Genomic DNA, 12520 nt, shown 5'->3' on the forward strand with positions numbered 1-12520 from the left:
ATGCCTCCCAGGGGGATGGGGGATACGCGGGCGCGGGGGACGCCTGCGTGCGGGGGAAGTGTGCGGTGGGCCCGGCGGCCGATCAGGTGGCCTGCTCAGGGGCCCGGCGCGACCGGGGCCACACGGGTGGCCGGGTCGGCGGCTCGGGGGTTGTAACGACGGCCGGTGGCCGGTCATTCCGACCGGGGCTGCCAGCGGCCCGAGGGCCGGGCTCCACGCGGTCTGCCAGGTACAACGCCCCGCCCCCGGCCCCGATTCCGCCGAGCCGGTGACGCCGACCACCCCAAACCCGACAAAACCCGACACCCACCCCAGCGGGGCGTCACCGCAGGCCCATCCGGGGGCCCACGAAACCGCACACCCCGCGCCCCCGGGCACCCCCGCCCCGGAGCCCGCACCGAAGGGTGAACCCGGTGGAGATCTTGGTACCGAACCGCCTTCGCGGTCCGTACGTACCAAGATCTCCACCGCCCCCGATGAGCAAAGCGTTCACCCAAGCGTTGATCATGAAGTTTGGCGGGCCGACACGCCGACAGTCCGGCAGTCAGGTTCATGATCGGCGGCGTGGGCGGGCTCCTGCCGCCCGCGCGAGCGGTTGGTTGCGCCGATGAGGTCGGCGCTTCGGCGGGGTGGTCAGGCGGTGAGCAGGTCGAGTAGTGCGTCGCGGGCGGCGCGCACGGCGACGCGCGACTCCTCGGTGTGGTCCAGGGCATCGAACCCGTGCCGTCCGTCCGGCACGTCGACCAGGTGCAGCGGCAGTCCGCGCCGGGTTGCGGCAGCCGTGAACGCCGCGATGGTGGACGTGACCTCGGGCCGGTCCCGACCGGCCCGGGTCAGCACGAGCGGTGGCCGGCCGGCGTCGCCCGTCGCCAGGGCGTCGAGCGGGTGGAAGCGCGGGTCGACCGGGGGCCAGTCGGGGAGCGGGGCCAGCAGCGGATACGTCGCGGCGAGACCGCGCAGCCAGTGGGGCGGGTCGCGAAGCCAGTCGCCGAGCAGCAGCCCGGCGCCGGAGAAGAACCAGAGCGCCAGCCGCTGCGGGTCGACGCGGGGGTCGGCGCGGAGCAGGTCGGCCGCGTCGGCGACGCGAGCGGCGACCGTGCGCAGGTCGTCGGGGCTGGTCACGGCGAGCCGGGGGAGCGCGACCACCACGCCCTGGTCGGCGAGGAGTGCGCCGTAGCCCCGGTAGAGCGGCCAGTCCCGGGCGTCGGGTGCGTCGGGGGGCCCGGGAACGCCGTGCACCACCACGACCGCGGGGTGCGGGCCGTCGCTGGTCGGCAGGTGCAGGTCGACCTGGCCGTGTCGTTCGACAGGGGCGGCCGGGGGGTCGAGCACAAACTGTGTCTCCCAGAAACTGTTTCCCATGACAGCGATGCTAGGGCAACGCGTCGTCGCGCGCCGCCCCGGTTCTCGCCGAATCAGGAGGAGGACGCCTTGGCGTGCCGTTCCCGCAACCGGTCCCGGATCTCCTCCGGTGTGTACGCCCGGCGCTGCCGCTCCGCCCGGGCCACCACCACGCCCGTCGCCGCGACGCCCGCCAGGCCGGCCAGGCCGAGCACCTTCCACCACCGCATCCGTTGCCGCATCGGCTTAGGGTAGTCCTCCATGAGCATCAGCCTGGACGAGGCCGTGGAGCTGACCCGCACCGGCGACCTGTGGGTGTTCCGTGGGCGCAGCGTGCCCGATCGCGCCATCCAGTTCACCACCAACAGCCCGGTGAACCACGTGGGCATGGCGGTCGTGCTGGACGACATGCCGCCGTTGATGTGGCACGCGGAGCTGGGCCGTTCGCTGCCGGACATGTGGACCGGCACCCGCCAGCGCGGCGTGCAGCTGCACGACCTGCGCGACGCGGTCTGCGTGTGGGCCAACCGGTACGGCCAGCGGGGTTGGTTGCGTCAGCTCGAACCGCCCGCCGACGGCGCCATGGAGGAGGCGGTGCTGCGTACCGTGGCGCGTCTGGACGGCACCCCGTTCCCGTCCACCGCGCAGCTCGCCTGGCGCTGGGCCCGGGGTCGGGTGCCGATGCCGCGCCGGCGACCGTCCAGCCCGGACGCCGGCGGCACACCGGGCGCGGGCCGGGCAGCGGGCGGCGCCGGCGCACCGGGTGCGGACGGGACGTCGGTGCGTGACCGGGCGCTGGAGACCGCGTACTGCGCGGAGGTGGTGGCGGTGACCTACGAGGCGATGGGGTTGCTGCCGGCCGGTCGCCGGCCCAACTGGTACGACCCGGGTCGGTTCTGGAGCGGTGACGACCTGGCCCTGACCGGCGGCGCACAGCTCGGCAAGGAGATCGAGGTGCGCATCCCACCGCGCTGACCAGGTTTGCCGGGCTGGCGGGCCGGTAATGGAGAGCGTCGTGACGGCTTCCACCGACCTCGACACGCTCTCCGACTTCTTCGACCGGTACGGCGTGGCGCTGACCACCGCTGACGTGCCGGCCATTGCCGCCTGCTACGCCCTGCCCGGGCTGGTGGTCGCCGACACCTACAGCTTCTCGTTCACCTCGCCGGCGGCGGTGGCGTTGAGCTTCGTCGGCGCCGCGCCCGACTACCAGGAGCGGGAGCTGGTCGCCGCGAACGCGCAGATCGAGGACGTGCAGCAGGTCTCGGCGCTGCTCACCGAGGTGGCGGTGCGGTGGGAGTTCCTGGACAGCCAGGGCGGCGCGGTGCCCGGCGAGCACTACCGCTACCTGCTGCGGACCACCGACGAGGGCCCGGCCATCTGCACCGTCATCCGCACCGCCTGAGCCTCCGCCGGGGGTGTTAAGCGGGGGCCCCTCCTCTACCGAATGCGTTAAGAAGGGGCCCCGCCTTACGTGCTCAGCGGTGGCTGCCGGCCCACCGGTCGGGCTCGGGAGCCGAGTGCAGGCCGGGCTCGTGCAGGCCCTCCTCGTCGAGCTGGCCGATCCGCCGGTAGGTGTCCGGCCGGCTGGTGCGCAGCACGCCGCCCCAGATGAGGCCGAGCACGCCGGCCACCACCGGGATCGCCGGCAGCAGCCACTTGAGGTAGCCGGCGGTGTCCGGCGCGAGCAGCGCGTCGAAGTTGAACAGCAGCACCAGCAGCACGGCGGTGAGCAGCACGGTGCCGAGCGCCGGGGCGATCGCCCGCTGCCAGGCCGACTCCGGGCCGCCGCGGCCCCGGAAGAAGCCGACGACGGACGCCGAGGTGAGCGTCATCAGCAGCACCACACCGACCGCGGCCGAGCCGGACAGCCAGGTGAACAGGTCGATGACCGGGTCTCGCCCGGACATCGCGAACCCCACGAAGACCACCACGGCCAGGATGCTCTGCACCACCGAACCGGCGACCGGGGCGCCGCTGCGGCTGGAGGTCGCGCCGAGGAAGCGGGGCAGGACGTTCTCCCGGCCGAGCGCGAACAGGTAGCGGGCCACGCCGTTGTGGAACGACAGCAGGGCGGCCAGCACGCTGGTGATGAACAGGACGTTGGCGATGTCCGCGACCACGGCGCCGGAGTACTGGTCGAGCGCCCCGAAGATCACGCCGGGGCCGGCCTCGGCGCTGGCCTGCGGCGCGTTCTCCGGCCCGGTCAGCACCGTCAGCGCCCAGGCGGAGAAGGCGTAGAACAGCCCGGTGAACGCGACCGCGATGTAGGTGGCCCGGGCCACGGTACGCCGCGGGTCCTTGACCTCCTCGCTGTAGATGGCACCGCTCTCGAAGCCGGTGAACGAGGCGATGGTGAACGCCAGCACGGCGCCGAACCCGGCCCCGAACAGGTGGCCGGGGCTGATGCCGGCGGTGGTGACGGCGCCGCCGGCCGGGTGGGCGAACGCCACCAGGTCGAAGATCAGCACAGCCACGCACTCCAGGACCAGCAGCACCGCGAGGACGCTGGCGTTCAGGTCGATGCGCAGCACGCCCAGCACGCCGATGAAGACCCAGGCCAGCAGCGCCCAGACCCACCACTTGAGGTCCAGCCCGGCCTTTGCCGACATGAAGTCCGACATGATGGCGCCGAACAGCCCGTAGAGGCCGATCTGGATGGCGTTGTACGCGGCCAGCGCGACCGCCGAGCCGGCCACCCCGCCGGCCCGACCGAGGCCGTTGGCGATGTACGCGTAGAACGCGCCCGCGTTGGCGACGTACCGGCTCATCGCGGCGTAGCCGGTGGCGAAGATGGCGAGCACGGCCGCGAGCAGGACGTAGCCCAGCGCGGCGCCGATGTTGCCGCTGACCGCGTACATGGTGGTGACGCCACCACCGAGAACGGTCAGCGGGGCGGAGGCGGCGACGGTGAAGAAGACGAGATGGGCGGTGCCGAGACGGCCACGGCGTAGCCCACCGTCGGAGAAGAACGGATCGGAGGACAAGGCTTCTCCAGGGGAGGGGAAGGGGTTGAGGATGTCTACTTCGGAACAGCCTCAGGCAGGGTATTGGTGATCACGGATCGTCACAACCCCGCTTCGATATCGATTAGGGCGCGTGTGTACGACCGGAATTGAGCTGTGCGTGGTCATGCCGTACCGTCCCGTGTCGACGATCACGGCCACCGTTCGAGGATGGACCATGACCTACCCCGGGGCACAAGCCACGTACCGGCTAGCCGATGCGCTGTTCCTCATCGGACATGACGAGTTCACCGGTAAGCCGCATGTCGCCGTCGACCGGCTGGAGTGCGGGCTGGCCGGCGCCGCGCTCGCCGAGCTGATGTTCGAGGGACGGATCGCGCTCGACGGTGGCGGCATCGCCGCGGTCGACCCGCGGCTCTGGCAGGAGCCGTTGACCGACCTGCTGATCACCGAGATCCTGCGTCGGGAGGGCGCGCATCCGGCCCGGTTGTGGATCCGCTACCTGCGGACCCAGCTCAACATCAACGAGCGGGTCGGGACGCGGCTGGTCACCGCCGGCGTGCTGCGTCGGGAGCAGGGCAAGCTGATCGGCCGTCAGGTGCGCTGGCCGGCCACCGACCCGAACCAGGCGGCCTCGCCGCGGGTACGCCTGACCGCCATGCTGATGCACTCGTCCCCGGCCGAACTGGACCCGGGCACGCTGCTGCTGGCGAGCCTCGCCGAGGCCGTCGGGCTCGCCGCGCACATCTTCGACCCGCAGGTCGGCGCCCGGATGCGGGACTGCCGCCGGTTCCTGCCGGCGCAGCTCGACGGGCTGCTGGCCGCCGTGGTGGGCGCGTTGGACGCCAGCACCACGACGGTGCGTCGGTGACCTGCCGACGATGACGTCCCGCCCCGGCGGACCGGGGCGGGACGGGCCCGGTCAGGCCGGCTCGCGCCACATCGGGTAGAGGCTGGGCCCGTCCGGCAGGTCCAGGGTGGTCGGCCGGCGGCGGAAGCCGAGCCGCTCGTAGAGCGCCGCGTTCCGCGCCGAGCTGGCCTCCAGGTACGCGGCGGTGCCGGCCCGGTCCAGCTCGGTCAGCTTGTCGCGTAGCAGCGCCGAGCCCACGCCCTTGCCGTGGTGTGCCGGGTGCACCGCGATGAACGGCAGGTACCAGTGCGGCTCGGCCGGGTGGTTGGCGCTCATCTGCTCGTCGAGCATGCCGAACCGTTTCATCGCGTCCGGCCCGATGGTGGCCTCCAGTTCGGCGAACTCGTCGCCCTCGTCGGCGCCGTGGTCGTCGCCGACCGGCAGCCAGAGCGTGGCGCCCAGCCCGTCGCCGGCCACGTGGACCTCGCCGGTCCGCAGCGCCAACGCAACGAACGGCCCGAAGAAGGCGGGGTGCACCCGCGCCCGGTGGTCGTCCGCCGGGAAGATCCAACCGCTTACCGGGTCCCGCATGAACGCCTCGGCGAGGATCCCGGTCACGACGGCGGCGTCAGTTGTGGACGCCCGCCGGATGTTGCCCTGCCACTCTGTCACTGGCCACCCGTTCTGCCGCTGCACGAGCCATTGTGGTCATCGATCGGCGTGCAACGTATCAGGTCGCCGAGCCGCGGGTCAGACCCGAACGGACCGCTCGCCGCACCCGGGTGTCGGTGGCTAGGCTGGCCCGGCCCGGCGAACAGGAGGAACATGTCCCGCACGCGTCGCGCCACCCCGTCGACCGGGTCCGCCATCACCTCGTCGCCCTGGGTGGTCGTCGCGATCGGCGTGATCGTGATGGTGGTGCTGCTGGTGGTGGCGCTCGGCTCGGTGCGGGGCCGGCGGACGTTCCCGGCGTCGCCCACCGATCCGGCGATGTCGCTGCCGGAGCTGCCGACCGCCACGGCGGCCTCGCCCAGCGTGCCGGGTGGTCCGCCGAGCACGGCCGGCCGCCCGGTGGTCCCGGGGCTGTCGCCCCGGTCGACGGTGCTGCCGGCCAGACCGACGCCGGCCGTGTCGACCGGCGGCCCGCGGGGAGAGGTGCGACCGGCGTCGCCGTCGCCGCCACCGCCCCCGCCGGCGCCGCCGTCCGCGGTGACCGGCCGGTACGCGGTGGTGAGTACCTTCGACGGCGGCTTCATCGGCGAGGTGCGGCTGGTCAACACCGGGGGTACGGCGCACGGCTGGACGGTGCGGCTGGCGTTCCCGCAGGGTCGGCTGGTCACCGCCTGGGTGGAGGGCGCCGAACAGGGCACGTTCGGCTTCGATGGCGGCGTCTTCACGTACCGCAGCGGCGTGGACCTGGCGGCGGGCGCGGCGGTGCCGGTGCGCTTCCACCTCGAACGGACCGGCACCACCCGTCCGGCGAGTTGCACGGTCGACGGCGTGACCTGCGCCGGGCTCTGATCCAGCCGTCCGGACGACGGCGCGTGGTCCGGACGGTTTTGCAAGACGGCTGTCGTGTTTCGACTTTGTTTGCAAGCTATTGCAGAATGTTTCGGCAAGAGCTAGCGTGCGGGCGAATCAGCGACCAGAGAAAGGCCGTCGATGAAACCGACGCCGATATCCCCCAAGGCGTTGCTCGCCCTGGTCTCCTCCCTCGTACTCACCCTCGTCGGCGTGCCGGTGGCCCTCCACCAGCTCGGCGCCGACAGCGCCGAGCGGGCCGTCACCCCCGACGTCCTGGCCGCCGGCAACGCCCCCCAGTGGAACCGGGAGCCGTCCGCCGAGGCGCTGCTCAAGGCCGGGAGCAACACCGCGAAGGCGGAGCAGTTCTACTTCGTGCTGCCGGACCGCTTCGCCAACGGCGACAAGCGCAACGACACCGGCGGCCTGCGCGGCGACCGGCTCGCCACCGGCCTCGACCCGGCGGACAAGGGCTTCTACCACGGCGGTGACCTCAAGGGCGTCATCGACAAGATGGACTACATCCAGGGGATGGGCACCACCGCCATCTGGCTCGCCCCGATCTTCAAGAACCGGCCCGTGCAGGGCACCGGCGCCGACGTCTCGGCCGGCTACCACGGCTACTGGATCACCGACTTCACCCAGGTCGACCCGCACTTCGGCACCAACGCCGAGCTGAAGAAGCTGGTCGACCTCGCGCACCGGCGCGGCATCAAGGTCTACCTCGACATCATCGTCAACCACACCGCCGACGTCATCCGCTACGCCGAGGACAAGTACGGCTACGTCGACAAGAAGACCGCGCCCTACCAGGACGCCTCGGGTCGGGCCTTCGAGGACCGCAACTACGCCGACGGCACGCGGAAGTTCCCGCAGGTCAACCGGGAGTCGTTCCCGTACACCCCGACGTTCGCCAGCCCGGCCGACGCGAAGGTCAAGGTCCCGGCGTGGCTCAACGACCCGACCATGTACCACAACCGCGGTGACTCCACGTTCGCCGGGGAGAACAGCGAGTACGGCGACTTCTTCGGCCTCGACGACCTGTGGACCGAGCGGCCCGAGGTGGTCCGCGGCATGACCGACATCTACGGGCAGTGGATCGGCAAGGCCGGCGTCGACGGCTTCCGCCTGGACACCGTCAAGCACGCCAACCTCGACTTCTGGCCGCAGTTCACCCGCGGCATCGACGCCTACGCGGCGAAGGCCGGCAAGAAGGACTTCTTCATGTTCGGCGAGGTCTACAGCGCCGACCAGGAGATCGAGTCGACGTACGTGCGGCAGGGCGGCCTGCCGGCCACGCTCGACTTCTCGTTCCAGGAGGCGGCGCGCGGCTACACCGCCGCCGACGGCTCGGCCAAGGCCCTCGCCGACGTGTACGCCAAGGACGACCTCTACTCGGCGCGCGACACCGACGCCAACCGGCTGCCCACGTTCCTCGGCAACCACGACATGGGCCGGATCGGCTCGTTCATCGCCGCGGCCGGCGGGGACGACGCCACCCAGCTCCGCCGCGACCAGCTCGCCCACCAACTGATGTTCCTCACCCGCGGCCAGCCGGTGGTGTACTCCGGCGACGAGCAGGGCTTCACCGGCCCCGGCGGGGACAAGGACGCCCGCCAGGACATGTTCGCCTCGAAGACCGCGGACTACCTCGACGACGACCTGATCGGCACCACCCGCACCCACGCCGTCGACCAGTACGACACCCGGCACCCGCTCTACCGCACCATCGCCGAGCTGGGCCGGCTGCGGGCGGCGCACCCGGCGCTGCGCGACGGCGTCCAGGTCACCCGGTACGCCGCCGACGGCCCCGGCGTGTTCGCGTTCTCCCGCGTCCTGCCCGCGCAGCGGGTGGAACACGTCGCGGCGGTGAACAACGCCTCGACCCCGCAGACTGTCACGGTGGACACCTGGTCGGCCGGCGCCCGCTTCACCGGCATCTACGGCGACGCGGCGACCGCCACGGCCGGCGCCGACGGCAAGCTGAGCCTGACCGTGCCGGCCATGTCGGCAGTGGTGCTCAAGGCCGACCGGGCCATCCCGCCGGCCGGCGCGGCCCCGACGATCACGCTGACCGAACCGGGTGACGCTCCGGTGGCCGGCAAGACCGCCATCACCGCCCAGGTCGGCGGCGACCCGCTCACCACCGTCACGTTCGCCGCGAAGGTCCCCGGCGGGAAGTGGACGCTGCTGGGCACCGCCGACCGCGCGCCGTACACGGTCCACCACGACCTGACCGGCCTGCCCGGCGGCGCCACCGTCGAGTACAAGGCGGTGGTCCGCGACGGCAAGGGCCGGACCGCCACCGCGCGCACCACCGGTACGGTCGGCACCCCGGCCCAGGGCGCGTCCCGGGACTGGGCGATCGTGCACTACCAGCGCCCGGCCGGTGGCTACGCCGACTGGGGGCTCTACGCCTGGGGCGACATCGACCCGGCGTACGCCACCGAGTGGCCCAAGGGACAGCCGTTCGCCGGGGAGGACGCGTACGGCCGGTTCGCCTGGGTGAAGCTCAAGCCCGGCGCGAAGTCGGTCGGCTTCCTGGTGGTCGACTCCGACGGCAACAAGGACGTGGCGAACGACCGCACCATCGACGTGACGCAGACCGGCGAGGTCTGGGTCAAGCAGGGCGACCCGACGCTCTACCCGACCCGCGAGGCGGCCACCGGCGAGCCCGCCCCGCCGGTCGACCAGAACACCGCGGTCATCCACTGGCGTAAGGCCGACGGCAACTACGACGGCTGGGGCCTGCACCTCTGGGACGGCGCGGCCACCCCGACCGACTGGGCCGCCCCGCTGAAGCCGGAGAAGATCGACGCGTACGGCGCGGTGTTCCGGGTGCCCCTGGCGGCCGGCGCGACCGGGCTGAGCTACATCATCCACAACGGCGACGAGAAGGATCAGCCGGACGACCAGCGGCTCGACCTGACCGGCGTCGGGCACGAGGTGTGGCTGCTGGCCGGCGTCAAGGGCCGGCTGCTGCCGGCGACCAGCTCCGGCACGGCCAAGGACGTCGACATCGCCAAGCAGAAGGCGCAGTGGATCGACAGGTCCACCGTCGCCTGGGCGACCGGCCCGACCGACGGCAAGAAGTACGCGCTCGTCACCGCTGGAGCCGGCGGGATCGGCGTCGCCGACGGCGAGCTGACCGGCACGTACGCCACGCTGCCGCTGCGGGCGCAGCGCAACGGGCTGACCGAGGCGCAACGGCAGGCGTACCCCCAGCTCTGGGCCCATCACGCGTTCACGCTGGACCGCGCCGACCTGGCCAAGGTGCCGGCGGCGCTGCGCGGGCAGCTCGTGGTCACCGAGCGGGACGCCGAGGGCGCGCTGCTCAGCGCCACCGGCGTGCAGATCCCCGGCGTGCTGGACGACGTCTACGCGGCGGCCACCGCGGTGAAGCTCGGCCCGACGTTCGCCGGCCGGGTGCCCACGCTCGCGGTGTGGGCGCCGACCGCGCGGAAGGTGTCGCTGCAACTGTTCGACTCGCCCACCGCGCAGCCGAGCACGGTGGCGATGAGCCGCAACGACCGCACCGGTGTCTGGTCGGTGCGCGGCACCACGGCGTGGACCGGCCGCTACTACCGCTACCAGGTCGAGGCATGGCAGCCGGCGGCGCAGAAGGTGGTCACCGCGTCGGTGACCGACCCGTACTCGGTGGCGCTCGCGCCGGACTCCACGCACAGCCAGATCGTCGACCTGACCGACCCGGCGCTGGCGCCGGCCGGCTGGGCGAAGCTGCGTAAGCCGGCGGCCGTGCCCGCGGCCAAGGCGCAGATCTCCGAGCTGTCGGTCCGCGACTTCTCCATCGCCGACAGCACCGTGCCGGCCGAGAAGCGGGGCACCTACCTCGCGTTCACCGACCCGAACACGGCCGGGATGAAGCACCTGCGGGCGCTCGGCGACGCCGGCGTCAACTACCTGCACCTGCTGCCGGCGTTCGACTTCGCCACCATTCCGGAGAAGCGGGCCGACCAGGCCCAGCCGGCCTGCGACCTGGCCACGCTGCCGCCGGACTCGGACCAGCAGCAGAAGTGCGTCGCGGCGGTGGCCGACAAGGACGGCTACAACTGGGGGTACGACCCGCTGCACTACACGGTGCCGGAGGGCGGCTACGCGGTCGACCCGAACGGCGCGAAGCGCACCACCGAGTTCCGGCAGATGGTCGCCGGGGTGAACCAGGCCGGCCTGCGGGTGGTCATGGACGTGGTCTACAACCACACCTCGGCCGCCGGCACCGATCCGAAGTCGGTGCTCGACCAGGTGGTGCCCGGCTACTACCACCGGCTGCTGGACGACGGCACGGTCGCCAACTCGACCTGCTGCGCCAACACCGCCCCGGAACACGCCATGATGGGCAAGCTCGTGGTGGACTCGCTGGTCACCTGGGCCAAGGCGTACAAGGTGGACGGCTTCCGGTTCGACCTGATGGGCCACCACCCGAAGGCGAACATCCTGGCCGTACGGGCCGCGCTGGACACGCTCACGCCCGCCCGCGACGGCGTCGACGGCAAGAAGATCATGCTGTACGGCGAGGGCTGGAACTTCGGCGAGGTCGCCAACGACGCCCGGTTCGTCCAGGCCACCCAGGCCAACATGGCCGGCACCGGGATCGGCACGTTCAACGACCGGCTCCGCGACGCGGTGCGTGGCGGCGGCCCGTTCGACGCCAACCCGCGGGTGCAGGGCTTCGCCTCCGGCCTCTACACCGACCCGAACGGCGACGAGGTCAACGGCTCGGCCGCCGAGCAGAAGGCCCGGCTGCTGCACGCCCACGACCTGATCAAGGTGGGCCTGACCGGCAACCTGCGCGACTACCGGTTCACCGACTCCGCCGGGAAGACGGTGACCGGAGCGCAGGTCGACTACAACGGCTCCCCGGCCGGCTACACCGCCGCACCGGGCGAGGCGGTCACCTACGTCGACGCGCACGACAACGAGATCCTGTACGACGCGCTGGCGTACAAGCTGCCGCAGGGCACCTCGGCGCAGGACCGGGCCCGGATGCAGGTGCTCGCGTTGGCCACCACCGCGTTCGGGCAGGGCACCGGGTTCGTCACGGCCGGCTCGGAGCGGCTGCGTTCGAAGTCGCTGGACCGCAACTCGTTCAACTCCGGGGACTGGTTCAACCAGATCCGCTGGGACTGCGCCCAGGGCAACGGCTTCGGCGCCGGCCTCCCGCCGGAGGCGGACAACAAGGACAAGTGGCCGTACGCCAAGCCGCTGCTGGCCGATCCGAAGCTGGTGCCGGACTGCGCGGCGGTCGACCTGGCCGACGCCCGGTACGCCGAGCTGCTGCGGATCCGCCGGTCCTCGCCGGTGTTCGGCCTGCCCACCGCCGAGCAGGTGCAGAAGCGGGTCGCGTTCCCGCTGTCCGGGGCGAAGGAGACCCCGGGCGTGCTGACCATGACGCTCGACGCCCGTGGGCTGGGCGGCACGTGGAAGTCGGTGACGGTGGTCTTCAACGCCACCCCGGAGACGGCGAAGCAGACCGTGACCGGCCTGCGTGGGGCGAACGTGGCGCTGCACCCGGTGCTGCGGAACTCCGCCGACCCGGCGCTGCGGACCGCGTCGTTCGACCGGTCCGGTGGCACGTTCACCGTGCCGGCGCGCAGCGTGGCGGTCTTCGTCCAGAGCTGACCACGGCAGCGGACCGGCCCCCCAGCCACGTGTGGCTGGGGGGCCGGTCCGTACCCCCGGGTCCGTCAGGTCAGTTGAAGCAGTCCTTGACGGTGTTGGCGCAGTTGGTGGGGTCGTTGTCGCTGATGAGGGACTCGTCGTCGAGCGTGACGTGTCCTTCGTTGTTGAGGATGCCGCCGGCGACGCGGTGCAGCTTGCCGGT

The 12520-nt window shown here is 72.2% G+C and carries 9 protein-coding genes; 5 read left to right on the forward strand and 4 right to left on the reverse strand.

Going from position 1 to position 12520, the window contains the following annotated elements; genetic code table 11:
• Nucleotides 1-633: 633 nt before the first annotated feature.
• Nucleotides 634-1362, reverse strand: coding sequence for a hypothetical protein (locus tag C8054_RS31170; protein WP_107162738.1), 729 nt, complete (start codon nt 1360-1362; stop codon nt 634-636).
• Nucleotides 1363-1415: 53 nt separating this feature from the next.
• A complete protein-coding gene (locus C8054_RS31875; protein WP_146180017.1) occupies nt 1416-1604 on the reverse strand; it encodes a hypothetical protein in 189 nt (62 codons plus the stop codon).
• Between C8054_RS31875 and C8054_RS31175 the strand changes: the two genes are divergently transcribed.
• Together C8054_RS31175 and C8054_RS31180 are read left to right on the forward strand one after the other, a co-directional pair.
• Nucleotides 1603-2316 (forward strand): hypothetical protein, encoded by a 714-nt coding sequence (locus C8054_RS31175; RefSeq protein WP_107162739.1) that lies wholly within the window; start codon nt 1603-1605, stop codon nt 2314-2316. The two genes, C8054_RS31875 and C8054_RS31175, sit on opposite strands and share 2 nt — an antisense overlap.
• A 40-nt stretch (nt 2317-2356) precedes the next feature.
• The gene (locus C8054_RS31180; protein WP_107162744.1) at nt 2357-2746 is read left to right on the forward strand and encodes a hypothetical protein; all 390 of its coding nucleotides are present in this window, start codon (nt 2357-2359) and stop codon (nt 2744-2746) included.
• A gap of 73 nt (nt 2747-2819) precedes the next feature.
• Here C8054_RS31180 and C8054_RS31185 read toward each other — a convergent pair whose 3' ends face one another.
• Nucleotides 2820-4328 carry an APC family permease gene (locus C8054_RS31185; RefSeq protein ID WP_107162740.1) on the reverse strand — a complete coding sequence of 503 codons (1509 nt, stop codon included), beginning with the start codon at nt 4326-4328 and terminating at the stop codon, nt 2820-2822.
• A gap of 196 nt (nt 4329-4524) precedes the next feature.
• Between C8054_RS31185 and C8054_RS31190 the strand changes: the two genes are divergently transcribed.
• On the forward strand, nt 4525-5178 hold the full coding sequence (locus C8054_RS31190; protein WP_107162741.1) for a GPP34 family phosphoprotein: 654 nt from the start codon (nt 4525-4527) through the stop codon (nt 5176-5178).
• Nucleotides 5179-5229: 51 nt separating this feature from the next.
• Here C8054_RS31190 and C8054_RS31195 read toward each other — a convergent pair whose 3' ends face one another.
• On the reverse strand, nt 5230-5829 hold the full coding sequence (locus C8054_RS31195) for an N-acetyltransferase (RefSeq protein WP_107162745.1): 600 nt from the start codon (nt 5827-5829) through the stop codon (nt 5230-5232).
• A gap of 153 nt (nt 5830-5982) precedes the next feature.
• Here C8054_RS31195 and C8054_RS31200 point away from each other — a divergent pair, with 153 nt between their 5' ends.
• Nucleotides 5983-6678: a cellulose binding domain-containing protein gene (locus tag C8054_RS31200; RefSeq protein ID WP_107162742.1), complete on the forward strand. Its 696-nt coding sequence runs from the start codon at nt 5983-5985 to the stop codon at nt 6676-6678.
• 141 nt (nt 6679-6819) lie between these two features.
• Nucleotides 6820-12318, forward strand: coding sequence for a pullulanase-type alpha-1,6-glucosidase (pulA, locus tag C8054_RS31205; RefSeq protein WP_107162743.1), 5499 nt, complete (start codon nt 6820-6822; stop codon nt 12316-12318).
• Nucleotides 12319-12520: the final 202 nt, after the last annotated feature.

Origin of the sequence: Micromonospora sp. RP3T, from assembly GCF_003027925.1 — a bacterium.
Classification (GTDB): domain Bacteria; phylum Actinomycetota; class Actinomycetes; order Mycobacteriales; family Micromonosporaceae; genus Micromonospora.